Origin of the sequence: Candidatus Laterigemmans baculatus, from assembly GCF_010367455.1 — a bacterium.
Lineage (GTDB): Bacteria > Planctomycetota > Planctomycetia > Pirellulales > Pirellulaceae > Laterigemmans > Laterigemmans baculatus.
The window spans coordinates 58,865-83,418 of the sequence record NZ_WRPR01000023.1; the positions used below are offsets into that span (position 1 = coordinate 58,865).

At 64.0% G+C, this 24,554-nt stretch carries 19 protein-coding genes; 8 read left to right on the forward strand and 11 right to left on the reverse strand.

What is annotated here, in order from left to right:
- Positions 1–31: 31 nt before the first annotated feature.
- The 3 genes from GNK13_RS04810 to GNK13_RS04820 form a co-directional block, all read right to left on the reverse strand.
- A complete protein-coding gene (locus GNK13_RS04810; RefSeq protein WP_164101312.1) occupies positions 32–1,123 on the reverse strand; it encodes a M24 family metallopeptidase in 1,092 nt (363 codons plus the stop codon).
- 605 nt (positions 1,124–1,728) lie between these two features.
- Positions 1,729–6,075, reverse strand: a complete 4,347-nt coding sequence (locus GNK13_RS04815) for a PVC-type heme-binding CxxCH protein (protein WP_164101313.1) — start codon at positions 6,073–6,075, stop codon at positions 1,729–1,731.
- A 101-nt stretch (positions 6,076–6,176) separates the two neighbouring features.
- Complete coding sequence (locus tag GNK13_RS04820) at positions 6,177–7,637, reverse strand: outer membrane protein assembly factor BamB family protein (protein WP_164101314.1); 1,461 nt, start codon at positions 7,635–7,637, stop codon at positions 6,177–6,179.
- A gap of 16 nt (positions 7,638–7,653) precedes the next feature.
- Between GNK13_RS04820 and arfB the strand changes: the two genes are divergently transcribed.
- The 4 genes from arfB (at position 7,654) to GNK13_RS04840 (ending at position 11,216) form a co-directional block, all read left to right on the forward strand.
- Entirely contained in the window at positions 7,654–8,064 is a 411-nt protein-coding gene (gene arfB, locus GNK13_RS04825) for an alternative ribosome rescue aminoacyl-tRNA hydrolase ArfB (RefSeq protein ID WP_235934777.1), read from the forward strand.
- Between the two features lie 153 nt (positions 8,065–8,217).
- A complete protein-coding gene (locus tag GNK13_RS04830; RefSeq protein WP_235934778.1) occupies positions 8,218–8,895 on the forward strand; it encodes a UvrB/UvrC motif-containing protein in 678 nt (225 codons plus the stop codon).
- Complete coding sequence (locus GNK13_RS04835; protein WP_164101317.1) at positions 8,895–10,376, forward strand: sensor histidine kinase; 1,482 nt, start codon at positions 8,895–8,897, stop codon at positions 10,374–10,376. Before GNK13_RS04830 ends, GNK13_RS04835 begins: the two co-directional genes overlap by 1 nt.
- A gap of 204 nt (positions 10,377–10,580) precedes the next feature.
- The gene (locus tag GNK13_RS04840; RefSeq protein ID WP_164101380.1) at positions 10,581–11,216 is read left to right on the forward strand and encodes a response regulator transcription factor; all 636 of its coding nucleotides are present in this window, start codon (positions 10,581–10,583) and stop codon (positions 11,214–11,216) included.
- 279 nt (positions 11,217–11,495) lie between these two features.
- On the opposite strand, the gene GNK13_RS04845 is transcribed toward GNK13_RS04840, so the two are convergent.
- Together GNK13_RS04845 and GNK13_RS04850 are read right to left on the reverse strand one after the other, a co-directional pair.
- Positions 11,496–12,416 (reverse strand): deoxyribonuclease IV, encoded by a 921-nt coding sequence (locus tag GNK13_RS04845; protein ID WP_235934779.1) that lies wholly within the window; start codon positions 12,414–12,416, stop codon positions 11,496–11,498.
- A 50-nt stretch (positions 12,417–12,466) separates the two neighbouring features.
- Positions 12,467–13,081 carry a 5-formyltetrahydrofolate cyclo-ligase gene (locus GNK13_RS04850; protein WP_164101318.1) on the reverse strand — a complete coding sequence of 205 codons (615 nt, stop codon included), beginning with the start codon at positions 13,079–13,081 and terminating at the stop codon, positions 12,467–12,469.
- A gap of 177 nt (positions 13,082–13,258) precedes the next feature.
- Here GNK13_RS04850 and GNK13_RS04855 point away from each other — a divergent pair, with 177 nt between their 5' ends.
- Positions 13,259–13,576: a hypothetical protein gene (locus tag GNK13_RS04855; RefSeq protein WP_164101319.1), complete on the forward strand. Its 318-nt coding sequence runs from the start codon at positions 13,259–13,261 to the stop codon at positions 13,574–13,576.
- 130 nt (positions 13,577–13,706) lie between these two features.
- Positions 13,707–14,849 (forward strand): glutamine-hydrolyzing carbamoyl-phosphate synthase small subunit, encoded by a 1,143-nt coding sequence (carA, locus tag GNK13_RS04860; protein WP_164101320.1) that lies wholly within the window; start codon positions 13,707–13,709, stop codon positions 14,847–14,849.
- A gap of 145 nt (positions 14,850–14,994) precedes the next feature.
- Here the strand turns inward: carA and rplT are convergent, their stop codons facing one another.
- From rplT to rsmG, 5 genes are all read right to left on the reverse strand, one after another.
- Complete coding sequence (gene rplT, locus GNK13_RS04865; protein ID WP_164101321.1) at positions 14,995–15,357, reverse strand: 50S ribosomal protein L20; 363 nt, start codon at positions 15,355–15,357, stop codon at positions 14,995–14,997.
- A gap of 161 nt (positions 15,358–15,518) precedes the next feature.
- Positions 15,519–15,740, reverse strand: coding sequence for a 50S ribosomal protein L35 (rpmI, locus tag GNK13_RS04870; protein WP_164101322.1), 222 nt, complete (start codon positions 15,738–15,740; stop codon positions 15,519–15,521).
- Positions 15,741–15,830: 90 nt separating this feature from the next.
- A complete protein-coding gene (gene cysN / locus GNK13_RS04875) occupies positions 15,831–17,768 on the reverse strand; it encodes a sulfate adenylyltransferase subunit CysN (RefSeq protein WP_164101323.1) in 1,938 nt (645 codons plus the stop codon).
- Position 17,769: 1 nt separating this feature from the next.
- Positions 17,770–18,681, reverse strand: coding sequence for a sulfate adenylyltransferase subunit CysD (gene cysD / locus GNK13_RS04880; protein WP_164101324.1), 912 nt, complete (start codon positions 18,679–18,681; stop codon positions 17,770–17,772).
- Positions 18,682–18,722: 41 nt separating this feature from the next.
- A complete protein-coding gene (gene rsmG / locus GNK13_RS04885) occupies positions 18,723–19,367 on the reverse strand; it encodes a 16S rRNA (guanine(527)-N(7))-methyltransferase RsmG (protein ID WP_164101325.1) in 645 nt (214 codons plus the stop codon).
- Between the two features lie 119 nt (positions 19,368–19,486).
- On the opposite strand from rsmG, the gene tsaD reads away from it, so the two are divergent.
- Positions 19,487–20,503 (forward strand): tRNA (adenosine(37)-N6)-threonylcarbamoyltransferase complex transferase subunit TsaD, encoded by a 1,017-nt coding sequence (tsaD, locus tag GNK13_RS04890; RefSeq protein WP_164101326.1) that lies wholly within the window; start codon positions 19,487–19,489, stop codon positions 20,501–20,503.
- Between the two features lie 128 nt (positions 20,504–20,631).
- On the opposite strand, the gene trhA is transcribed toward tsaD, so the two are convergent.
- A complete protein-coding gene (trhA, locus tag GNK13_RS04895) occupies positions 20,632–21,315 on the reverse strand; it encodes a PAQR family membrane homeostasis protein TrhA (RefSeq protein ID WP_164101327.1) in 684 nt (227 codons plus the stop codon).
- A gap of 367 nt (positions 21,316–21,682) precedes the next feature.
- Between trhA and GNK13_RS04900 the strand changes: the two genes are divergently transcribed.
- Positions 21,683–24,433: an FtsK/SpoIIIE family DNA translocase gene (locus GNK13_RS04900; protein WP_164101328.1), complete on the forward strand. Its 2,751-nt coding sequence runs from the start codon at positions 21,683–21,685 to the stop codon at positions 24,431–24,433.
- The last annotated feature ends 121 nt before the right edge of the window (positions 24,434–24,554 follow it).

The window sequence follows — 24,554 nt, forward strand, 5'->3', positions numbered from 1 at the left end:
TGTCGCAGGCCGGGCCGGAAAAGTCCAGAACTTACAGAATCACTTCGGTTTCTTCGAGGCCCTTGGGCAGCGAAGAAAGGACCTCGTGGCCCCCGGGAGTGACCAACACGTCATCTTCCAAGCGAATTCCGATCTCTCCAGGCAAATAAATCCCCGGTTCGACCGTGACCACCATGCCCGCAGCGAGCTTGCCCGATTCGGGGCTGGCCAATCGCGGCGGCTCGTGCACCTCCAGCCCAATCCCATGCCCGAGGCTGTGGCTGAACGCTTCGCCGTAGCCCGCCGCAGCGATCACCTGGCGGGCCGCCGCGTCCACGTCGCGGAGCAAGACCCCCGGCCGAATCGCTTCAATCGCTGCCAACTGGGCCTCGAGCACGATCGGGTACAGCTCTCGCATTCGCGGCGTCGCCCGGCCCATCGACAGCGTCCGCGTCAGATCGCTCGTGTAGCCCTCGAACCTCGCCCCCCAGTCGACCAACAAGCCTTGGCCAGCGGTGATCATCGCCCGCCCGGGCTGATAGTGGGGCAGGGCGCCCGACGGGCCGACAGCGACGATCGAGGGAAATCCACACCCGCTGCCGCCGAACTGGCGGATCGCCGCTTCGAGCAAATACGCCGCTTCGAGCTCGCTCATCCCCTCGCGAAGCGAAGCCCGCAGGACCCCGAACGCTCGCTCGCCGCAGCGGACCGCGCGGCGGATCGTCTCGAGCTCCTGTTCGTCCTTGACCGCCCGCAGCTCGCTGACCCAGCCGCTGGTCGGCGTCAGCGCAACGCCGGCAAGCGTCTTTTCAATTCCTCGCAGCAGGCTCCACGGGACCGCATGATCCTCCAGCCCCAGCCGCTTGATGCCCGCCTCGCGAACGACGCTCCCGATCCACTCGGTCATCCGCGTCTCGGGGCCGCGGATCTGCGGCGTCAATTCAGGGCACTCGCTGGCGATCTGCGTCTCGAACCGCCGGTCGCTGAGGATCGACGTCCCATGCCCGGTGATCAGCAGCGAACTGCTGTCACCGGTAAATCCCGACAAGTAGCGGACGTTGACCGGGTCGCTGACTAGCAAACCGTCGAGCTCCGCGTCCGCCAGCGCCGGAAGCAACCTCTGAATTCGCGCCGTGAATCTCATGCTGCTCCACAAGGAAAGGGGGCGGATCTATGTCCGGATTTAGCCGGAAGTGCAACCACGAAGGACACGAAGAGCACTGAGGGTGGCCACGGAAGGACACGGAAAAGCACGGAAAGGGGAGGAACCGTCCAGATCCAATAGTCCCGGGACTCGGATACTCCAGCGGCGGGGGATGGTGCAACCACGAAAATTTTTGAGCCGTAGGCGCGAGCCTCTGTCCGAAAACCCGTAACGACACCCTCCCCCCGGGAGGGTCGCGAGGAACGAGCGGGGAGGGGGTTGCGCGACGTACAGCCTCCACATGGCGAAATTCAGCGGGCCCTCCCCGGGCCTGAGAGCCCGACCCTCCCGGGGGGAGGGTAATGGCAAAAGGGAGTTTTCTGACAGAGCCTAGCGTCGTGACGCCCGGGTTTCCGCTGCAGCACCCGCGGCGAGCGCCCAATGCCATCTACTTTGGACCATCAGCCGCCACGCGCTAGCGTCCGGTTCTTTGCAGTTCCCAAGGAACCGGACGCTAGCGCGTTGCGGCTGATAACAAAAATCCGCGAAAGTAGATGGCGTTGGGCGAGCGCCGCCGGCACAGGGCCCTCGCCGCTCGCCTCTCTTCAGTTTCCTCCGACGATCGTCAGTTGCGTGGCAGAGTCTTTGCCGCGGACGACTTCGACCGTCAGCTCTTTCGGCAATTCGCCTTGCTCGCTGACGACGTACACGTGGTGCCGGCCTTCGCTGAGGCTCGTGGTCTGCGAACCGTTGGGCGCGAGCGATTGGCCGGCGAGGACGACTTGCAGGTTCTCGGCCGGAGCGACGCGAACAGCGACGGGTCCACCGACGACGACGTCGATTGTTCCTCGCAGGATCACCGGTGCATCGCTTGAGACCTTTGTGAGTTCCGTGGTCGGCAGTCGACCATCGACCAGCGCGTAGGCGGGTTGCCACGCGGCCGCGTCGATCGCGTCGAGCTGAGCTTCGAGCTCCCCTTCACCGAGCGCGGCGAGTCGTTTTTTGACCGCCGGGTCGGCGAGCACCTCGAATCGCTGGACCGTGGGGCGGGAGTTGACGACAAAGTCCCCCGGTTTGCCGAGGGCGGAAAGGAAGGCGACGACGTCGATCAGCTCCCGCTCGGTCATGAGGTGATGCAGTCCCTCGGGCATCAGCGAGGGGCCCTCCGTTTCCGCTTCGATGTCGTCGGCCGCGATCACGATCTCGCGGCCTTCCACGTCCCGGAGGACCAAGCGTTCTTCGTCCGAGTCGACTTTGACGCCGCGGACGATCGACCCATCGACCGTCAGCACATTTAGCGTCGCGTACGCTTCCTTGATCTGCTGGGAGGGGAGCAGGATGCTGTCGAGCAGGTATTCGACCGGGCTGGTCACGCCGACGCCGCTGAGGTCGGGACCGATTTGGCCCCCGGCTCCGCTGAGGGCGTGGCATTTGATGCAGTTGAGTTCTTCGCGGCGGTAGATCCACTGGCCGGCGTGCGGGTCTCCTTCGCGTTCGATCCGGGCAATCAGCTGCTGCTTTTCCTCGGCCGACATTTTCGACTGGCCGTCGATTCCCGCCGCTTTTTGCAGCGTGGCGAGCAGCTCCGCATCGCTGTTTCCGGCAGCGTACATCGCGCGGAGGATCAGCTTGGCGGAGTCGGTATCGATCTGGCTGTTCTTGACCACCGAGGCGAGCTCAGCGGCCCCGTTCTGCTTGCCCAGGTAAGCGGCGACGACCAGCCGAACAAGCTCGTAGTCGTCGGTCCCTTCGTTGAATGCCGAAACGAAGAGCTGTTTGGCTTGGCCCGAACGCTTGGCGGCCAACGCGGCGGCTGCACGCAACCGGAGCGGGACCGGAATCGGCTGGCGGGTGAGCGAGCTGAGGCTGTCGCTCGCCGTGGGAGTGCTGAACTGCGTCAGGGCGGTCAGCGAGGCTTGGATGACTTCACCCGCGGTGTCGGGGTCGAAGGCGGCCGATTGCAGAGCCCCTTCGGTGCCGCTGACCTGCCAGTCGCCGGCCACTCGAGCGAGCTCCGCGGCCAGTCCCGGACGACCCTCAGCAACCGCCGAGCGGAACGCAGCGAGCAGAGCATTGGCATCCACCACGGGCGTCACTTTCCGCGTCGCCGCGGCGGCGGCCAGCTCGGCGAGCGCGTCGGCTTTGACCTGAGACTCGTAGGGTCCGGCGAGGACACCGCCGAAGATCTTGCCGAGTTGCACGGGAGTCGCCGTGCGGGCGGCCAGACGGATCACCGAGACGAGCTGCGGCTGTGGCACTTGGCTCTCCGCCAGCTGCTCGCTCAAGTCCGCGGCCCCTGAAGACTCCGAACCCCCGCGGCGGTCGAGTGTCGTCGTCGTCTCGCCGATCGTGTAGTTCAAGTAGTAATCGAGTGGTTTCTGCATCGCTGCGGCGACGACCCGGCGGCCTTCCGGGGCGTCGAGGAAGCTGGCCGCGCGGACCGCTTCGAGCCGAACTCGCGGATGTTCGTCGCTGGCCGAACGGACCAACAGATCCGCGGCATCGTCGACCTGCCCCCGCCAGTAGCAGAGCACGCGGGTCGCCGCGGCGCGGGCACGCGGATCGGGGGACTGAAGCACCCGCTCGAGCGCTTTGCGGTCGACCGCGTCGTGATGCTGGCGGACCCAGAGCGCTTCGAGGTGGGCGTGTTCGACGGCGGTCGGGTCCGCTGCTTCACGCTCGACTTTGTCCAGCCAACGCTCGAGCGCCGCCAGCACGTCCTCGGTGGGATGCGTCCGCAGCACCGTTCGCGCGGTCAGCCGCGTCGCATCTTCGTAGGCCCCGAGCAGTTCGACCAATTGATCGAGCGACGCGCCTTCGAACTGCGGCGGCTCGAGCAACGGCTTCTGGGTGTATCGCACCCGCCAGATCCGGCCGTGATGTTTGTCTCGCTTCGGATCGCGGAGATTGTGCTGCATGTGACCGATCAGGGGATTGAACCAGTCGACCAAGTACAGCGCGCCGTTGGGACCAAAGCTGAGGTCAACTGGGCGGAAGTTCGTGTCGGTGCTGCTCAGCAGCGGTTCGACCGGCTCGGCGCTGAATCCGCTGCCGTCGTCCCGCACGCGATACTGCAGCGTGCCGAGGAAGCCGATCGTATTGTTGAGCAGATAATTGCCCTGCATCTCGTCGGGAAAGTTTCGGCTGCTGACCATCAAGCAGCCGCAGGTCGGCCGCCACTGTTTGACCAAGAACGCTTCCATCCGGCGGTGCTTGTCGGGATAGACGACTTGGCCGGAGAACGCGGTGCCGTAGTAGTTGGCTCCACCCGAAGCATCGGCGACGAAGTTCTGACCCCAGCGATCGAAGCAGTGTCCCCAAGGATTCGCGAAGGGATAGGAGACGAAAATCTCGAAGTCCTCGGTCCGCGGCGCGTAGCGAAAGACCGCGGCGTCCTTGACTCGCCGGGGACCGCGAGGCGTCTCGACCTGCGTGTGGTGAAACGTCCCTTCCTGGAAGTACATCGCGCCGCCCGGTCCCCACGTGAAGGCGCTGATCGAATGGTGGGAATCGGCTGAGTCAAAACCGTGCAGGATCGTCTTCCGCACATCCGCCACGTCGTCGCCGTCGGTGTCTTGGAGAAACACCAGATTGGGCTGCTGCGAGACGTAGACGCCGCCGTCGCCGAGCACGAAGCCGATCGGCAGGTGCAGTCCATCGGCAAAGACAGTTTGCTTGTCCATCCGGCCGTCGCCGTCGGAATCCTCTAGGATCAAGATCTTGTCGTCCGGCGGCGTCCCCGGCAGATACATCGGGTAGCTCGGCATCGTGCTGACCCAGATCCGGCCGCGCTCGTCGAACTTGAAAGCCACCGGATTCTGCAGGTCGGGAAACTCGACTTCCGAAGCGACCAGCTCGACTTCAAAACCTTCGGGAACTTTGAATTTCTTCAGCGACTCTTCCGGCGTCGAGTGCGTGACCGCTTCGGCGACGTTGCTCTCGACCGCAGGCAGTTCGCCCGTGCCGGAGTCGTCGATCTCGGCGCTGACCGGGCGTCCGGCGGCGAGGTCCCAGATCCGCTGGTCGCGAACAGCAATCATGGCTCGCAGCTTGGCGAACTCGGCTGGAAAATTGACGACGCCGTACGGATTCTTGCGGCCACCGTAGATGTAGTAACCGTTGACCGCGCGGTAGTCGTAGTAGAACTGCTCGTTCCGCTCGAGAACCGCCTCGCGAAGCTTTGCGAGTTTCGCTTCCTCCCATGTCGGCGGTTCTCCGAACAAGCCTCGGTCGAGCACTTCGGCCAGCTGCTCGTAGCCGGCGTCGTTCAAGTGGATGCCGTTGATCGTCAGATCGGTCGCCGGATCAGCCATGCGGGGACGCATCGGCGTGTACAGATCGACGAAGAGCGTCCGCGGCGAAGCAGCGGCCGCTTCGCGCATCGCCGCCGAGTAGAGTTCAATATTGGCGTTGGTCTGTTCGCCGTCGGGCAGCTCGCGGCGGCCGAGATCCTCGTGGGGAATCGGCGAGCAGAGCACCAGCAAGGGAGGCGTCTTGCCGTTGTAGGCCGTGGAAGTTGTGGTCTTGATGAACTGCTGCAAGTCGCGGCGGAACGCGTCGAGACCTTCGCGACCGGCGAACGACTCGTTCAGCCCGTACATCGCGATCACGATCTCCGGTTTGTGGTCGCTCAGCTCGTGACCGTGCTGGTCGAAATCTTTCGAGCGCGGTCGCAGCGCGACTTCGTCGGCCGACCAGCCGAGATTGCGAACCGTCAGCCGATGCTCAGGAAAGCGGCTGTGCAGCTTCGGCTCCCAGTAGCCGAACATCCCCATCCGCTCAGCCAAAGTGTTGCCGATGATGACGATCGTGTCGCCGGGTTCGGGAACGAGCGGCTCCGCTCCGCGAATCGGTTCAGCCCCACCGACCGGAGCTGCGACGAGCCATCCGCAGAGCAGCAGCAAGGCGGAGCGAAATTGGTGGTTCAACGAGGGCGTGCAGGACGGCTTCATGGGGCGGATCAACTGACATTCGAGGGATCGCCGATCGAGTCAACAGATCCGCCGATAATAACCGACCCCGCTCCCCAAGGAGAACCGAAGGGCTGCTTCTTTCACTCTCCAGCGGCACCGGGAATCAGTTCAAAACAGACGACTCGGTCGGGTCCCCGCACGTACATCAGCCCTTGGGCGAGGATCGGCGCTGCCCAGCAGGGATAGCTCAGCAGCGGCTCGCCGCCGGCTGCCGGGTGGGGCTGGCTGAGGTCGATCGAGGTGACGCTCGCGTAGGCTTCGGGCGTGGCGCGGATCAGCTCCAGGGTGCCTCGCTCGTCGAGGACGACCAGATGTCCATCGACGCCGAGCAACGACGACCGCTGGCGGCGGGGATCGGACCACCGCAGCTCACCGGTCTCCCAATCGATGCACCGCAAGTCGCTATCCGGAGCGTTCCGGCCGCTGGTCCCGTAGACCGCGCCGCCGACTTGAATGGGCGTGGCCCAGTGGGCGCGGAACGATTGCTGGCGAGGATTCCGCGGATCCTGGCGAAGGATCTCGTAGCCATCGCGACCGGCTCGGAGCAAAAGCGAACCGATTTCATAACATTCGGAGATCAAAATCTCGTCGCCGCGGACGAGCGGAACCGCCCCGTTGACGCTTTCGAGTTTCCGCGATCGCCAGGGGACGAACCACGCTTCCTTACCGGTTTGGGGATCGATCGCCAAAAGTCCCTCGCGGACAAACGCCAGGATCAATGTCGTGTCGCCCACGCGGAAGGGCCGCGGCGTGGAGTAGCTCGCCAAATACTCGCCGACTCGGTACAGCTCCTGCCCGGTCTGCTTGTCGAAAGCGACGAGCGCCGAGCCGTTGGGGATCACCCGGTCGAGTCTTCCCGGCGGCAGGTTCTGGTCTTCGGGAGGGCTCCCGCCGACCATCACGATCACGGCATTCCCGTGGATCAGCGGTGAGCAACCAACGCCGAAGAAGTTTTGCACGACGCCGTATCGGTCGTGGGTGTCGACGCTCCAGCGAAGTGCACCATCGGAGACGCTGCGGCACGTCAACCGGCCAGCCACTCCCATCGTGTAAACCGCGTCGCCGTCGATCGCCGGACTCGAGCGGGGGCCGTTGTTGTAGCCATACATGTCCTCGTACTGGACGCTCTGGCCGTGGCTCCAGATTTCCTCGCCGGTGCGTGCATCCAGGCACGTCAATCGCTCCTCGTCCTCGATGCGGTCGAATTGAAAGTAGCGTCCGTCGGCGACCGAACCGATTCCGTAACTGGTGCCGAGTTCGCGCGTCCACAGGACCGGCAGCCGATCGCCAGACCAATCGGTGCGAATCCCGATTTCCGAGGAAGTGCCGTCGTGGTTGGGGCCCAGAAAGCAAGGCCAGTCGTCTCCACCGCGATTGGAATGCGAACCTTTTGCCGCCGCAGCGCTCCTATCGGCAGGCGCCGCAGCGCTCCTAACGGCAGGCGGCTGATCGGCGGCCGGGGAGCGCGTTACGATGGCGAGCGGTAACAGGACGACCGCGACGACGGCGAACGCAGAACTCAAACGCTCAGAACGGAACATAGTGGAAGACCTGTACGTGAGCAGACGATTGACGATTCCGGCTGCGGAGCTGCAAACAACTTTTGCGCGGAGCGGTGGCCCTGGCGGGCAGAACGTCAACAAAGTGAATTCGAAGGTAACGCTTCGCTGGCGGATTCGCGACAACTCGTTGATGCCCGAACCTTGGCGGCAGCGCGTCGAAGGTCGCTTTGCCGGGCGGATCAACAACGAGGGCGAGCTGGTGCTGCACAGCGAGCGGTATCGCAGTCAGCCTCGCAACCTCGAAGACTGTCGAGAGAAACTTCGCGACTTGCTGCTCGAATGTCAAACTGCGCCACGAAAGCGGATCGCCACTCGCCCGACGAAGGGAAGCAAGCTGCGGCGACTGGATGCGAAGCGTCAGCAAAGCGAGAAGAAACGATTGCGCGGGCGGCCGTTTTCCGATTGACCGCTCGCGGTCGCCTCCGATCCTTCTCCGATCCGCGGCCGGCAGATATACTTGGGGTTGGCTCTCCCCATGCTCCTCGAACTCTGTGAGCTCATGAAGCGCGATCTGCACCTGGATCGATTACTGAAACATTGGAAATTTGACCCCCAGACCTTGAGTGTCCGGATTGTCAAAGGTACCGATGGTCGCGATGTGATCCAAATGCGGGTCGACATGGGCATCCTCCAGCTCGAGACGCGCGGCCGTCCCGACGGGACCACTCCCGAAGGTGCTGCGACCTACCTCGATCATCTCCTCCACCGCGAACTCGAGGCGCAGGGTTCGTTCAAATTGACCGAGGAGGAATGCAGCGAGGTCGACCGCGAATTCATGCAGTATTACCACCGCCGTATCTGTTGGTTGCGGCTGCAGTACTACCGCCGAGCAGTGATCGACGCCGACCATACGCTGAAGTTGATGGCGGTGGCTCATCAGCACTCGCCCGATGAGGAGTGGAGCGCTTCGCACGAACAGTACCGACCCTTCGTGTGGTTCCACCGCACGCAAGCGGAGGCCCTGGCGGAACTGGAAGAGAACGGACCGGAAGAAGCGATCCAAGCGGTCAGCCACGGACTCGATGCGATCCGGACGATCTTCGTCGAACACGAAGTCGAGGATCAATTCGAGACCGATGAGCTGGTGATTCGGTTGGTCGAGCTCCGCGAATCGCTCCGCAAAGAGTACGACGTCGGCCGCACGCTCCAGGAACAGTTGGACGACGCGGTCGAGAGCGAACAGTACGAGCTGGCCGCGGAACTGCGAGATCAACTGGCCCGCCGCCAGGCTGGATAATGCCCGCTTCCGAGCCGCCTCGAAGCGTCGCTCTCTGGGGTCAGCGGCTGTTCGCACCGCTCCTGATGTTTCGTCCCGAGCTGGGAACCTCGAACTGGTTGCTCCAGTTGCGGTGGTTCGCCGTCGTCGGACAGCTGCTGACGATCGGTGTTGTCAGCTACTACTTCGGCGAACAGTTGCCCATCCGCCAGCTGCTGGCCCTGGTCGCGTTGACTGCCGGGACGAACCTCGCCTACTGGCTCTGGCTTCGCGGCTCCACCGGAGGGCAACGGGCGGTCTCGGCCGAGCAGGCGGAAGCAGCGCCCGTGGCCGCACTGGCAGCCGCGGAGCCGCGGGACGAGGCACCGAGTGAGCGGGGGTTTGAGCGGGGGTTTGCCGACGGAGCCAGCTCGCGGGTGGCCGCGGCGCTGATGATCATCGATCTGTTCACGCTGACCGGCATGCTCCACTTCTCCGGAGGGGCCGACAATCCGTTCGCCTATTTTTACTTCGTCAACTTGGCGGTGGGCGGAGTGATCCTGCAGCCGCGGTGGGCCTGGACTCTGGCCGGATTGGCGATCGTGGGGTTTGCCTGGCTGTTGATCAGCTACACTCCGATCGACGTGCTCGAGGTTTCGTCGCCGAGCATCGGCGACGAAACCCGGCGGTTCGGAGCGTTCGTGGCGTTCTCAGCCTGTGCGCTCGTGGTCACCTATTTCGTGACTCGGACGGCCGAGGAGCTGACGCGACGGGAGCGCGAGTTGCGTGCAGCTCAGGAGGAGCAGGCTCGCAGCCAGCAGCTCGAGGGACTCTCGACCCTGGCCGCCGGCGCTGCTCATGAACTGGCCACACCGATGTCGACGATCGCGGTGATCTCCCGCGAACTGGGGCGACAGCTCGAGGCGATCGACGTCCCGTCGTCGGTCCGCGAGGATCTCCAACTGGTCAACTCGCAGCTGCATCACTGCCGGGCGATCCTCTCGCGGATGCGGTCCGCCGCGGGGGACTACACGGCCGAGCGCTGGGACCGGATGACCGTGGGCGAGCTGATCGATTCGGTGCTGGAGGGAATTCGCGAGCCGCATCGCGTCGAAATCTCGGACTCGATCGATGCGGCTGAGGAAGTTCCTCTCTGGTTGCCCCGCGAGGCGGTCGCCCAGGCGATCCGGAACCTCGTCCACAATGGGCTCGATGCCAGCCCGGACGACACGATTGTGACGCTCGACGCCGAAGTTCCGGGCGACGTAGTCCGGCTGCGGATCCGCGATTCCGGGGGAGGGATGTCGGAAAAAGTGCTCAACCGCATCGGCGAACCCTTCTTCACGACCAAGGAGCCGGGGCGAGGGATGGGGCTGGGACTGTTTCTCACCCGCAACGTCATCAAACGGCTCGGCGGAAGCCTGGTCTTCGACAGTCTTCCCGGGCGCGGCACCGAGGCGACGGTGACGCTCCCGCGAGGCACGACGAGCGAAGCCGCCGAGAGTGTCGCCGCCGAAGCGTGACCCGCCCGTCGAGCAAAATCCTCCTGCAGTATCCTCACCCGCAGCAACGCGGCGATGGCGGTGAAGCTGTGACGATCGGTCGCGGTTCCTCATCGAGGGGGCGGTGAGCGATAATAGAGTAAGCCTGCCCCGTCATCGACGTCATCAGTCATCGACGTCACGAGTCATCGACGTCACGAGTCATCGAATTAGGGAATGAGTGGAATGGTCAGCGAAACCGAACGCCTCAACACCGACGACCCGGTCCAGGCCCAAACGGGCGAGAGCCCGATCTACGACGCGGCCTCTTTAGGCTACGACAGCATTCTGCTCGTCGACGACACCGTCGTTCTGCGGGACCGTCTGGCCGAAGCGTTCCGCCAACGCGGCTTTCGCGTCGAGACCGCCGGCTCCTACGACGAAGCGCTGGTCGTCTTTTCGCAGCGGCCGACCGAGCTCGCGGTGCTCGACATGCGGATGCCGGGCCCCTCGGGGCTGGAGCTGTTGCAGCGGATCAAGGCCCGCCGACCGGAGACGCAAGTCGTGATGCTGAGCGGTTTCGGGAGCATCGCCGCGGGGATCGACGCGGTCCGTGCCGGAGCGGTCAACTTCCTCAGCAAGCCGGCCGACGCCGACGAGATCCTGACGGCATTCGCCCGCGGCGAAGCCTCGAACCTGCCCCATGCCTCCGGTTCGGATTTCCGAGCCCCGTCGCTCGCTCGAGCCGAATGGGAACACATTCACCGCGTGCTGAGCGATTGTGGCGGCAACATCTCCGAAGCCGCCCGGCGGCTCGGCATCCATCGTCGCTCGCTGCAACGCAAGCTCCGCAAACGAGCCCCCGGCGACATGCAGCCGTAGAGGAGGGGGGTATCATCCGCCACCGGGCTAGGCTCTGTCAGAAAACCCTGAGCCGACGGCGCTAGCCGCGGGTGCTGCAGCGAAAATTTCGGGGCTGCGAGGCCCGAGGCTAGCGCCTACGACTCACCCGAGGCTAGCGCCTACGGCTCAAAAGAGTGAAATCGCCGGGTTTTCTGACAGATCCTAGCGTCCGGTTTCAAGGGCGTTTGTGAGAACCGGGGGCTAGCGCCCGGCGGCTGATGAATAATCTGGGCTCGCCCCCGTTCCCGACACCGGCGTTCACTGCCCCGCGGCGATCTCCCGCAACCGTTCGAGGTTGACCTTGTCCCAGTCCTCGCCGGTTTCTGGATCGGTTCCCTTGGGCGTCTCCAGGTAGCCCGGGAGCGCTGCGAGCCGGGGATCGGCCAGCACCAGGCGGAACCCTTCGGGACCAATCTCGCCGCGGCCGATGTGCTCGTGGCGGTCGACGCGAGAACCGAGCGGTTTCTTGCTGTCGTTCAGGTGCAACGCTCGAATCGAGCCCGGCGGCAATTCGCTGTCGATCTCTCGAAGCATGGCGGCAAACTGGTCCGCCTCGTTGATCGCGTAGCCGGCCGCGTAAGCGTGGCAGGTGTCCAGGCAGATGCCGAGGGATTTCGCCCCGTCGATCCGCTCGAGCAGCCAGCCGAGCTGGGCAAAGGTGTGCCCCAGGCACGAACCCTGGCCCGCGGTGTTCTCGAGCAGCAGCCGGCAGTACTTGGGTTCGACCGCTTCGATCGCGCGACGGACTCCCACGGCGATCCGTTCCAGCCCTTCCGGTTCGCTGCTGGTGGTGAAAGCGCCGGGATGCACGACCAAGCCTTCCAACTGCAGCGCCTCGGCCCGCTGCCACTCGACGACCAACGCCTCGACCGACTTCTCCCAAAGCTCCTCGGCCGGGGCAGCCAGGTTGATCAGGTACGAAGCATGGGCGATCGGCGAAACCAAACCGTGCTCCTCGAGCGTGCTCCGCCAAACCTCGATCTGCTCGGCCGCGAGCGGCTTGCAGACCCACTGGTTGTTGTTTTTCGTGAATATCTGCACCGTTCCCATGTCGAGTTTGGCGGCGGCTTCGATGGCTTTGTGAAGCCCTCCGGCGACCGACATGTGAGCTCCCAGGCAGTGCCCGGTGGCGGCTTGGCGTTTCGACCCGCGGGACGACGAAGTGGACGGCGATGGCATCGGGCGAGCCCCTGGGGAGCGGGTGGCGGAAGTCGGTGGAGCGGCGGGCCTCAGCTGCGGCGGCCGCGCCCCGAGTGAACGGCAGACTCGGTGATCACCAAGTCCATGTAGACGTCGTGCGGCTGCATCGGAATCGCGTCGAAGATCTGGCAGTCGTAGGCGAGCGCGACCAGCACCGCGTCGCGGCGGGCCGTGGCCAGCAAGCGGTCGTAGTACCCTTTGCCGTATCCGATTCGCCCTCCGTCGCGATCGAACGCCAACCCCGGGACGAGGATCAGGTCGAGCTGCTCGGCGTCGAGCCGCTTCTCAGCCAGCCCACGCAGCTCCTCTCGCGGTTCGAGAATGCCGTAGGTCAGCGGCTCGAGCTCGTCCATCGAGGCAAGGGGGAACAGCCGCAGCTGGTCGTCGACGCAGTAAGGGATCGCAATTTGTTTCCCGGAGTTAACGGCCGAGGCCAGGACCGCCTGCGTGCGGACTTCGTCGCGGACGTCGACGTAAAACAGCACGGTCGCAGCGGCCTGGTAGACGTCGCTGGCCAGCAAGCGATCGATAATTTTGCGACTCAGCTCGTCCTTGCCGGGCAACCGTTGGCGGGCGGCGTGAGCCGCGCGACGGATTTCGGCCTTGCGGTTCGCCAGGGCTGCGGCCAGGTCGGGAGCGGACATGCGCGGCAGGGAGCAAGAAGGAACGACGCGGTTGGGATCAGCGGGCTTGACTATAGAGGGCGAAAACGGATCAGCCGATGGGGCGAGGATTTGTTTTCAGCCACCGCCGAAACTACAGTGGTTCGCTCGGCTTCCTCTCTTCTCTGGCTCTGAATTCGCGTCTCGAGGCATCGGCCTGTGTTATCGATCAGCTTCCTGCCATGGTTACTCTTGCTGTTGGGGATCGTGCTGGCGATCCCGATCGTTTCGTTCGTCGAGACGAGCCGCCAGAAGAAGGCATTGGCCGCCGCTGAGCCGCCGGCCGAGGAAGGAGAAATCGCCGAAGCCGAAGGGGAAGAAGTTTTTGCCGAGGATGCCGGGGCGGGCTTCGGAGACGACGCCGGGTTTCCCAGCGGTGAGGCGGCCGGCGGTGAAGGTTTCGGCGACGACTTCGGCGACTTTTCGCAGCAGGAGGGAGTCGATCTGGGCGATTTCGAGGGCGATCGGGCCAAGTAATCCTCCGCCTCTGCGGCGGTGGGTCCCTTGTCCGTCTGGGGCCTGCTGTTTAGCCTTGATGTGACGCCGGAAGCGAGCAGCGGAGGGGCCGCGGTTCGTAGCCACCGGGTCCCCCCCGTACGACGGACCTATGCCGACTGCAACGCCTCGACCCGCCAAGCTAGCCCTCGAAGATGGTTCTGTGTTCACCGGTACCTCGTTTGGTGCCGAGGGCGAAGTTTTCGGTGAGGTCGTCTTCAATACCGCCATGACCGGTTATCAGGAGATCCTGACCGACCCGAGCTATCGCGGTCAGATCGTCACGATGACCTATCCCGAAATCGGCAACTACGGTGTCAACGCTGCTGACATCGAGCATGCCGCCCCGTCGCTCTCGGGCTTCATTGTTCGGCACGACAGCCGGCGGTTCAGCAACCACCGGGCGGAAGGCTCGCTGGCCGACTTCCTTCGCTCGCACAACATCGTCGGGCTTGCCGACATCGACACCCGCGCCTTGGTCCGCCGGATCCGCAGCGAAGGAGCGATGCGAGGAGTGATTTCGACGGTCGATCTGGATGACGAGAGCCTGGTCGCCAAAGCCAAGCAGAGCCCCGGGCTCGTCGGCCGCGATCTGGTCCGGGAAGTGATGCCCGAGGCGCCGATCATCTGGGACCATCGGCTCGACGAGTGGACGACGGTTCCGGCCGGAAAAACGCCCGAGGGCCGAGGTCCCCACGTCGTCTGCCTCGACTTTGGGATGAAGTGGAATATTCCCCGGCATTTCCGCTCTCGCGGCAACCGCGTGACGGTCATGCCCGGTTCGTCCTCGGCTGAAGAGATCCTGGCCGCGGAACCCGATGGCGTGTTCCTCTCCAACGGCCCCGGGGACCCCGAGCCGCTGACCTACGCGCACGAGACGATCCGCGAACTGCTCGGCAAGACTCCGATCTTCGGGATCTGCCTCGGCCACCAGCTGTTGGCCCTGGCCTGCGGCGGCGAGACGTTCAAGCTCAAGTTCGGCCACCGCGGTGTGAACCAGCCGGTGATGAACCTCGAGACTGGCAAGGTCGAGATCACCACGCAGAACCACGGCTTTGCGGTCGATGAAAAATCGCTTCCCGAGGTGCTCGAAGTCACTCACCGCAATCTGAACGATGACACCATCGCTGGCCTGCGGCACCGTGAAGCGGCGATGTTTGGCGTCCAGTACCACCCGGAATCGGCTTCGGGACCGCACGACAGCCACTACCTGTTCGAGCAATTCCAGCAGCAGCTCGAAGCCGCAGCGGTGTAATACGTCCGAAACATAGTCGCCTTTCGCTCCGCGAAAGTAGCGCGTCGGCGCGGCTTTCGCGGAGCGAAAGGCGACCATAAAAAATGCCCTCGCGGATTGGCGAGGGCATGATTCGTTATCTGATTTCGGTTGCGCCGCGGGCGAATTACGCCTTGGCGGCCAGCGCTTCTTGGACCTTGGCGAAGACGACGTCGAAGTCAGCCGGGTTGTGGATCGCCATTTCCGAGAGCGTCTTGCGGTCGAGTTCGAGACCCGCCCGATTCAGCCCGTCGATGAACTGGCTGTAGCGGAGGCCGCGCATCCGGCAGGCGGCGCTCAAGCGGGTGATCCACAGCTTGCGGAATTCGCGTTTCTTGACGCGGCGGTCGCGATAGGCAAACACGCCGGCGCGGAGCGTCGTTTCCTTGACGCTTCGCAGCAGCTTGCGGCGTCCGCCGACGTAACCCTTGGCTCGCTTGAATAAACGCTTCTTCGATTGCCGCCGTGCGGCACCGGTAGTAGTACGCATCTTTGCTTCTCCGGCAGATGCTGTGACGACTCAGGCCACGAATCGACCGCACTCGGCGTGCAGCTCGGATTCGCCGTTCTTGCCCAGGCGTCTGGGAGGGAAATACCAATACTCGTTACACAGGTGTCCGCCGCGCCCGTGGAGCGGCCGACGCAGTCCGATCAGTTGCTGTAGCCGTTCAGGGCGGCGTGGATCATCGGTTCCATGACGGAGTCGACCGACGTGGTACCGCGGAGATTCCGCCGCCGCTTCTTCGACAGCCCCTGGGCCAAGTGGCTGGTGCCGCTCTGACGGTGCATGGCTTTGCCAGTGGCCGACAGCCGGAACCGTTTCTTGGTCCCCTTGTGGGTCTTGATCTTGGTCTTCGCTTTGGCTTTTGCCATGGTTCTTTCCCGGTCTCCGGGGGTAGCAGTGGACGTTCAGGAATCCCGGAATATAGAAGCAAACCGGGATTTGAGGAAGGGGAAGAGTTGTCAGGAAACCGACCGCTCGTCGATCATTTCCACGACGCGATCGACCGCCTTGGCCAAGGAGAGCTCCGCGAGGTCCAAGGTCAGGGCGGGCGATTCCGGGGAATCGTACGAAGCGGTGACTCCGGGGAAATTCGGCAATTCACCGGCGTCGGCTTTGGCGTATTGTCCCGATTCGTCGCGAGTGCGGCAGACCTCGACCGGAGTCGAAACGTGGACCACCAGAAATCGCTCTTCACCGATCACGGCGGCCACTTTCTGACGCACCGACTCATCGGGCGCCACGAAGGCCGCCAAGCAGATCAACCCGGCGTCGTTCAGGAGATGCGCCAGGTGGGCTGAGCGGCGAAGGTTTTCGCTGCGATCCTCGGCCGTGTAGCCCAGATCGCGGCTCAAGCCGCGGCGGACCCACGAGCCATCGAGAACCGCCACCGCGCGGCCTTCGTCGAACAACCGCCGCTCGACCGCTCGGGCCAACGTCGTCTTGCCGCTTCCGGTCAGCCCGGTGAACAGCACGGTCAACGGGCGTTGGCCGAAGCGAGCTTGCCGCTCTTCGCCGGTCACGTCGCTGGCCAGCTCCGACGTCTCGCTGCCGGCGGCCAGGTCCTCTTCCCAGAGCGCGGTCGATTTCGATTCTTCGCCCCGCTCGAGAACCATGCCCGCACCGACCGTCACATTCGTGATCCGGTCGATGATGATGAACGAGCCGGTGCCCGGATTGGCCCGGTAGGCGTCGACGTGCAGCGGCGCGCCGAGCGACAACCGGCAGCGGCCGATCTCGTTCAGCTCGAGCGTCGGGGCGGGGCCGCGGTGCAGCGTGTTGACGTCGATCCGGTACCGCAGCGTGTCGATCGTGCCGGGGACCGTCTGCGTCGTCTGCTTGAACAGATAGTTCTTTCCGGGAACCATCGCTTGCTGGTCCATCCAGACGACGATCGCTTCGAGCGTGTCGGTCGTTTTGGGCAGGTTTCCCGAGCGGACGATCATGTCGCCGCGGCTGGCGTCGACTTCATCGGCGAGCGTCAGCGTCACCGAGAGCGGGGCAAAGGCTTCTTCTAGATCGCCGTCGAAGGTGACGATCCGTTTGACCTTCGTCTTCTGCCGGCTCGGCAGGACCATCACCTCGTCACCGGGGCGAACGATCCCCGAAGCGATCGTGCCGCAGAACCCGCGGAAATCGAGGTTCGGGCGATTGACGTACTGGACCGGCAGCCGGAAGTCGCGGAGGTTGCGGTCCGAACCGATGTAGACCGTCTCGAGCAGGTTCATCAGCGTTCCCCCTTTGTACCAGGGGGATTTGGCGCTCGGGTCGACGACGTTGTCCCCGTCGAGGGCGCTGATCGGGATGAAGTGCAGGTCGGGCAGATCGAGCCGCGTGGCGAAGGCGCGGTAGTCGGCGCAGATCTCCTCGAACCGCTCCTCGCTGAAATCGACCAGATCCATCTTATTGACCGCGATCACCACGTGCCGGATTCCCAGCAGCGAGACGATGAAGCTGTGTCGGCGGGTTTGCGTCAGCACGCCGTGACGGGCGTCGATCAGGATCACGGCCAGGTCCGCCGTGCTGGCCCCGGTGACCATATTCCGCGTGTACTGCTCATGCCCCGGGGTGTCGGCGATGATGAATTTCCGCCGCGCGGTGCTGAAATAGCGATAGGCGACGTCGATCGTGATCCCTTGCTCGCGCTCGGCCCGCAGCCCGTCGGTGACCAGCGCCGGGTCAAACCGCCCGCCGGTCGTCCCTTGGGTTTTCGATTCGGCCTCGATCTGAGCCAACTGGTCCTCGTACAGCATTTTGCTGTCGTAGAGCAGCCGCCCGATCAGGGTGCTTTTGCCATCGTCGACGCTGCCGCAGGTGATGAAACGCAGCAGCTGCTTGCGCTCGTGCTGGGCCAAGTAGGCGTCGATGTCGGTCGCGATGAGTTCCGATTGATGCGACATATCAGAAGTAGCCTTCCCGTTTTTTCTGTTCCATGCCAGCCCCGCCGGCGTCCTTATCGATGACCCGCCCCTGCCGTTCGCTGGTCTTGGTCAACAGCATCTCTTGGATGATCTCTGGCAGCGTCGTAGCGTTGGATTCGACCGCCCCGGTCAGCGGATAGCAGCCCAGGGTCCGAAACCGCACTCGCCGAACCTCTTCCCGCTCTCCCGGCAGCAGCGGCATGCGATCGTCGTCGCGGAGGATCAACGTCCCCTCCCGCTCGATCACCTTTCGCTCGTCCGCGAAATAGAGCGGCACGATCGGGATTTTCTCCAAGTGGATGTACTGCCACACATCGAGTTCGGTCCAGTTGGAGAGCGGAAAGACGCGGATCGATTCGCCTTTATTGACCCGCGTGTTGTACAAGTTCCACAGCTCGGGTCGCTGGTTCTTCGGATCCCAGCGGTGGCTGCGGTCGCGGAAGCTGAAGATGCGTTCCTTGGCTCGGCTCTTCTCCTCGTCCCGCCGGGCACCTCCAAAGGCGGCATCGAAGCCGTACTTGTTCAGGGCTTGCTTGAGCGCGTCGGTCTTCATCAGCGCCGTGTGCCGGTCGCTGTCCACCCAGGGGTAGATGTTGAGCGCGAGCCCCTCGTGGTTGGTGTGCGTCAGCAACTCCAGCCCCAGCTCCTCGCGGACATACGTGTCGCGGAACTGGATCATCTCGCGGAATTTGTAGGTCGTGTCGACATGCAACAGCGGGAACGGCGGCTTGGCCGGAGCGAACGCTTTGAGCGCCAGCTGAACCATGACCGACGAATCCTTGCCGACCGAATAAAGCATGACCGGGTTTTGAAACTCGGCGACCACCTCACGAATGATGTGGATGCTTTCCGATTCAAGCTGTTTCAGGTGCGTGAGGTTATAATCAGACATAGCCGGTGAGGGCGAGAATTGGAGTGGAATAGAAAGCGACGCTACGTCGACGACTCGGGCCAGATTTGCAGAATAACTCCTTCGTGCTCGCCGTCCCCCAGCGGGTAGGTCGCCGCGCGCCGCATCTGCAATCCGGCCAGGGCACCCGTATGGCGGGCGGTTCCCCGCTCTTCGACCCACCGCGGACCTTTGATCAATAGCAGCCGGCCTACCGCCGGCCAATGCGGTTTGATCCAGCCGCAGAATTTCTCGATCGAACCGACGGCCCGCGAGACGATCGTCGAGAAGCGAAAGTCCTCCAGCAGCTCCTCGCCGCGGGCCGCGTAGACCGGCACCGGCAGGTTCAACTCCTGGACGATCGAGTTCAGCACGTTGGCCCGCTTGCCCACCGACTCGGCCAGCGAGACATCGACATCCGGGCGAAGAATGGCGAGCGGGATTCCGGGGACCCCGCCCCCGCTGCCCAAGTCGAGAACCTCCTCGCCGGCATCGATCAACGGAGCCAACTGCAGGCAATCCCGCAGGTCGCGGTTGACGAACAGATTCCAATCGGTGTGCCGCGTCAGGTTCAATTGTTCGTTCCACCGCCAGAGCACGCGAGCGTACAACTCGAGCTTCTCAGCTTGTTCGGTGGGGATTTCGAAGCCGGCGTCGGCCAGCGCTTTGGAAAAATCAGGATCGAGCACGGCAGCTGGGGGGGATCGGGCATGGGCAAAGGTCTCAGGACAGGTTATAGCCGAAGCCGCATTTTTGGCGTAGGTCTCCCCCGCTACACTCTATCGCTCCCGGCATAATTCAACGACTGATGCATCTGCTCACCATCGAATCGACCTGCGACGAAACCGCCGCCGCCGTGATTAGCGGCGAGGGAGACGTGCTTGGCGCGGCCTTGGCCAGCCAGGAGGAACTCCATCGCCAATTCCGTGGAGTCGTGCCGGAGCTCGCCGCACGAGCTCACGTCGAGCGGATTCTGCCGGTCATCGACCAGGCGCTCCGCCAAGCCGGATTGGACAGCGCGGCGATCGACGCGATCGCCGTCGCCAACGCGCCGGGGTTGGCCGGCTCGCTGCTCGTGGGGCTCACGGCAGCGAAAATGCTCTCTGTCGCGTGGGGTAAACCGCTGCTGGCGGTCAACCACCTGCATGCCCACATCTACGCTTGCCGAATGGCGGCCGGTCGCGACATCTATCCCTGCGTCGGACTCGTCGTCAGCGGCGGGCATACGACGCTGTACGATTGCGCTGGGCCGCTCGAGTTGACCACGCTCGGCGGGACGATCGACGATGCCGCCGGCGAAGCGTTCGACAAAGTCGCTGCGATGGTCGGCTTGCCTTACCCGGGGGGGCCGGAAGTCTCCCGCGCGGCGGCCGGAGGCGATCCTGCGCGGTACGCCTTCCCCCGCTCGATGATTCACGAAGACCACTTTAATTTCAGCTTCAGCGGCCTGAAGACGGCCGTCCGCTACGCTTTGGTCGGTCCGGGAAAGCAAGATTTTTCGCAGCTCGAGCTGACTCCCACCGAGCTCGCCGACCTGTGCGCTTCGTTCGAGCAAGCGGTCGTCGACTGCTTGGTCGCAAAATCGCGAAAGGCCGTTCGCCATACCGGGCACGGACGGCTGTGCGTCGGTGGTGGCGTCGCCGCGAACCGCCGCTTTCGCGAAGCGATGCAGCAGGCCGCCGACAGCGACGGGTTCGAGCTGCTCGTCGCCCCGCCGGAACTCTGCACCGACAACGCCGTCATGGGGGCGATCGCGCTCGAGAAACTCCGCCGCGGCGACTACGCCGATCTCGAACTCGACATCGAAGCCGGGCTGGTGAGGTAGAACGCGTACGCAAGCCTTTCCAGGCCTGACAAATTCCCCATCGTGCCCGTGCTCGTGCTCAGCGAAGCGGTGCTCGACTTCAACCTCACCCTCCCGGGGGGAGGGTGAGGTGGGACGTACGGGGAGAGTCAGCCTGGCATGCCTGACGTACTGGCATACTCAACCAGATACTGGATCGCGATGAAGTGGCAGGCCGAGCCGGCGATCACCATCAGATGCCACATCGCATGAAAGTAGCGATAGCGGCCGTCGAGCCGGAGAAACAAGATCCCTGCCGTGTAGGCGACTCCGCCGGCGAGCATCCACAGCAAACAGATCGTGGGCGTCCGCGGGACCAGCGGAATCGCCGGAAGCCAGCCGAGCAGGACGTAAGTGACGGTCGAGATTCCGTTGACCCGGTGGGCGGCCAGCACTTTGGAGTAAAAGCCGATCGCCGCCGCCAGCCAGACCGCCAGGAGAATCGCCGAGCGCCAGCCGGCGGGGCTGCAGACCCAAATAAATGGGGTGTAGGTGCCGGCGATCAGGGTGTAAATGACCCCCTGATCCCAGGCTCGCATTCGGTGTCTCCACAGCGGCTCGTAGACGGCGTGGGAAAGCGTCGAAAAGAGATACACCGCGGCCATCGAAATCGCGAACACCGTGCAGGAGACGGTGAACCCCAGCGATTCGGCCGCTGTCTGCTGGGCCAGATAAACCGCGGCGACGAGACTCAGAACGAAGCCCAGCGCATGGGTCGCCGTGTTGGCCCGCTCATCGGCAACGCTCAAATAGACGACGTCGCTGGGTGCACTGTGCGAAGGGAGTGAATTCACGATTGGGTCGCTAACTCGCGTCCGGTTGTGGCGCCGTATTCGGGAAGGGTGGACTAACTGAGACACCGCATCAGCCGCCACGCGCTAGCATTCGGTTCTCACGGCATATTCGAGAACCGGGGGCTAGCGCCCGGCGGCTGATAGGACTTGCAACGCCATCGTACCGAGGCGCCCTTTCCAACGGAATTGTGGGTTAGTGCGGTCGAATCGTTCGTGGGGGGGGCTGCTGAATTTCTTGCCCCTGGGGGACCGCAAGCGTCGAAACAAGAGAGACGAAGACCACGGAGGGGTCGAGTTTACCCGACTGCGATCGCTTCGGGAGGAAGTGGTCCCGGCACGTCCAGCCACCAGTGCGACGGAGTTTCCATTGGCCGATCCGCAACGGGGGCGGCGACGCGACCTGGGGGGGATTGCCCTGGGGGCGCTCGCGTTGTTCCTCGCCGTCTCCCTCGTCACCCAAGATCCGGCAGACCCGGTCGATGCGCCGGTCTGGCCGCTCGACCTGCTGTACCTGCCCGATGCGCTCGTCCACCCGAGTTCCGCCGCGATCGCCAACGCCTGCGGGTACTGGGGCGCACTGGTCAGCAGCGCCCTGCTCTCGGGGCTGGGCGTTGGGGCGGTATTGGTCGTCGGCCTCCTGGCGATGACCGCCGGAATCATCCTCACCAAGGGATCGGTGGAAGCTCCGCTGCTCCGCTCGCTCGGCTGGACGCTGGTCCTGATCGCGATGGTGACCGCCGCGTCGCTCAGCGGAGCCACGGCGTCGGGGCTCCCGGTCGTCGGTGCCGGCGGTTGGCTCGGGGCAATGACCAGCATTTGGTTGGGGGATCATTTTGCCAGCGCTGGGAGTTGGATTCTGACCCTCACGCTGCTGGCGTTTGGGTTGTTGTTGTCGACCGACTACCTCTTGATCCACCTGGGCCACAAGGTGCTCGCTCGAGGGGCGGCGGCCTCGATCGGCGGGCTCAAGCGAGCGCGGGGAGCTGCTGCTGCTCTTCCGCGTCGGCGGATCACCGATGTCGAGGAAGGAGTTCAGCTGCCTGGCGAACCGGCAAGCGACGCCGCTCCGCTCGAGCATCCGGCAATCCGCATCCGCGGCAAGCATTTGGACGATGGCCCACCGATGGTCGTCGCCGCGCTCCCCGAGGACGAATCGCCCGCGGAAACTCCCTCGTTCGTCGCCAGCGTCACGAGCAAGGTCGCCGGGGCACTGGGGCTCGGTGGCAACGGCCGCGACGAAGATGAAGCGGCTGCCTCGGCCGAAGCGACCTCACCGGTGTCGAGTGTCGCCGATGATCCGGGGGCGGAGGAGGACGATGTCGAGGCAACCGACTACCGCGATGTCGAGATGGCCGACGAGACGAAGAAAATCCGCCAGGACGAGGAGCACTCGAGCACGGAGCTGAAGATTCGCAACCCGGCGAAACGCAAGGACGAGCGGCAGCAGTTGTACGATTCGTTGCAAGACGAGCTGCCTGCCGATGCCGACGATTACGTCCTCCCGCCAATCGACATGCTGATCGAGTCGGACGAGATCTGCTACGAGGATCAAGCCAAAGAAGTCCGCCGCAAGGCGACGATCCTGGAGCAGACGTTCAAGAATTTTGGCTTCAATATCCGCGTCGTCGAAATCGAGACCGGTCCGGTGATCGCCCAGTACGAGGTCGAACTCGAAGCCGGGCTGCGGCTCAGCAAGATCACTGGGTTGGCCGACGATTTGGCGATCGCGCTCCGCGTCCCCAGCGTCCGGATCGTAGCCCCGATTCCGGGCAAAAACACTGTCGGGATCGAAGTTCCGAACGAGACTCGGCAGGTCGTCCGCTTGCGCGAAGTGATCGAAGAGTGCGGCGCGGCGGCGCGAAAAATGAAGATCCCGATCTTCCTCGGCAAAGACGTCTCGGGCAACTCGCTCACCGTCGACCTCGCCTCGATGCCGCACCTCCTGATCGCGGGCCGGACCGGTACCGGTAAGAGTGTCTGTCTCAACGCCATCATCTCGTCGATCCTGATGACGCGTCGGCCCGACGAAGTTCGGATGCTGATGATCGACCCCAAAATGGTCGAACTGTCGGGCTACGGTCGGTTGCCGCACCTAATGCATCCGGTCGTCACCGACATGAAGAAGGCCGAAGCGATCCTCGCCTGGGCCGTCGACAAGATGGAGGAGCGGTACAGCCTGCTGGCCCAGGTCGGCGTTCGACATATCGCCAGCTACAACGAGCTGGGGCGGGAGGAGCTCATTCGCCGCTTGGGCATCGAGGACCCCGAACAGGCTCAGGGCGTCGCCGATCACCTGCCGTTCATCGTGATCGTCGCCGACGAGATGGCCGACTTGATGATGACGGCGGGCAAAGAGGTCGAGCAGCACATCATTCGCTTGGCGCAAAAGAGCCGAGCCGTCGGTATCCACTTGATCCTGGCCACCCAAAAACCGACCGTCGACGTGATCACCGGGTTGATCAAGAGCAACCTGCCGGCCCGGATTTCGTTCCAGGTCGCCAGCCGCACCGACAGCCGGGTCGTGCTCGATGAAAACGGAGCCGACAAACTGCTGGGAAACGGCGACATGCTGTTCCTCTGGCCGGGCACCAGCACGCTGTTGCGGGGGCAAGGGACGTACTTGTCGGACGACGAAATCGATCGCGTCTGCAACCACTGCAGTATGGGCGAGCAAAACTTCGTCGGCGAGCTGATGAACCTGAAGGTCGCTCAGGGCGAGGAAGAGGAAGCCAGCGGACCACTGGCGCTGAAAAAACGCGACGACCTGTACGAAAGTGCGATCGATGTCGTCGTCCGCGAAGGTCGCGGCAGTTGCTCGCTCCTGCAACGCGCCCTGGGGATCGGCTATGGCCGGGCCGCTCGCCTGATCGACTTCATGGCCGAAGACGGGATTGTCGGCGAGTACAACGGCTCGCAGGCGCGAGAGGTCATCATCTCGGTCGCTGAATGGGAATCGCGGCAAGGCATCGAGCCCGAAGCGAGCCAACCGGAACCGGCGGCACCGGTGAATCGACGGACGATCACTCGCGGCGACGGTTGGGATGACAGCGCCGAAGAAGCCGACGGCGATGCGGAGGAAGCGGATCGTCCCCTTTCGCTCCGCGAAAGTAACGCATAGTCGGCCCTTCACTCCGCCATAGTCGCCTTTCGCTCCGCGAAAGAATCGCAAAGTCGCTCTTCGCTCCGCACAAGTTGCGGGTAGTCGCCTTTCACTCCGCAAAAGCAGCTTGCAGACGCTA

Bases quoted from the DNA above. Each gene is read 5' to 3' on its own strand.
- carA (WP_164101320.1), top strand. From the start codon at position 13,707: ATGCCGACTGCAACGCCTCGACCCGCCAAGCTAGCCCTCGAAGATGGT.
- tsaD (WP_164101326.1), top strand. From the start codon at position 19,487: ATGCATCTGCTCACCATCGAATCGACCTGCGACGAAACCGCCGCCGCC.
- GNK13_RS04820 (WP_164101314.1), bottom strand. From the start codon at position 7,637: ATGTTCCGTTCTGAGCGTTTGAGTTCTGCGTTCGCCGTCGTCGCGGTC.
- GNK13_RS04845 (WP_235934779.1), bottom strand. From the start codon at position 12,416: ATGCCATCGCCGTCCACTTCGTCGTCCCGCGGGTCGAAACGCCAAGCC.
- cysD (WP_164101324.1), bottom strand. From the start codon at position 18,681: ATGTCTGATTATAACCTCACGCACCTGAAACAGCTTGAATCGGAAAGC.
- GNK13_RS04850 (WP_164101318.1), bottom strand. From the start codon at position 13,081: ATGTCCGCTCCCGACCTGGCCGCAGCCCTGGCGAACCGCAAGGCCGAA.
- GNK13_RS04815 (WP_164101313.1), bottom strand. From the start codon at position 6,075: ATGAAGCCGTCCTGCACGCCCTCGTTGAACCACCAATTTCGCTCCGCC.
- GNK13_RS04835 (WP_164101317.1), top strand. From the start codon at position 8,895: ATGCCCGCTTCCGAGCCGCCTCGAAGCGTCGCTCTCTGGGGTCAGCGG.
- cysN (WP_164101323.1), bottom strand. From the start codon at position 17,768: ATGTCGCATCAATCGGAACTCATCGCGACCGACATCGACGCCTACTTG.
- rplT (WP_164101321.1), bottom strand. From the start codon at position 15,357: ATGCGTACTACTACCGGTGCCGCACGGCGGCAATCGAAGAAGCGTTTA.
- GNK13_RS04840 (WP_164101380.1), top strand. From the start codon at position 10,581: ATGGTCAGCGAAACCGAACGCCTCAACACCGACGACCCGGTCCAGGCC.
- GNK13_RS04810 (WP_164101312.1), bottom strand. From the start codon at position 1,123: ATGAGATTCACGGCGCGAATTCAGAGGTTGCTTCCGGCGCTGGCGGAC.
- rpmI (WP_164101322.1), bottom strand. From the start codon at position 15,740: ATGGCAAAAGCCAAAGCGAAGACCAAGATCAAGACCCACAAGGGGACC.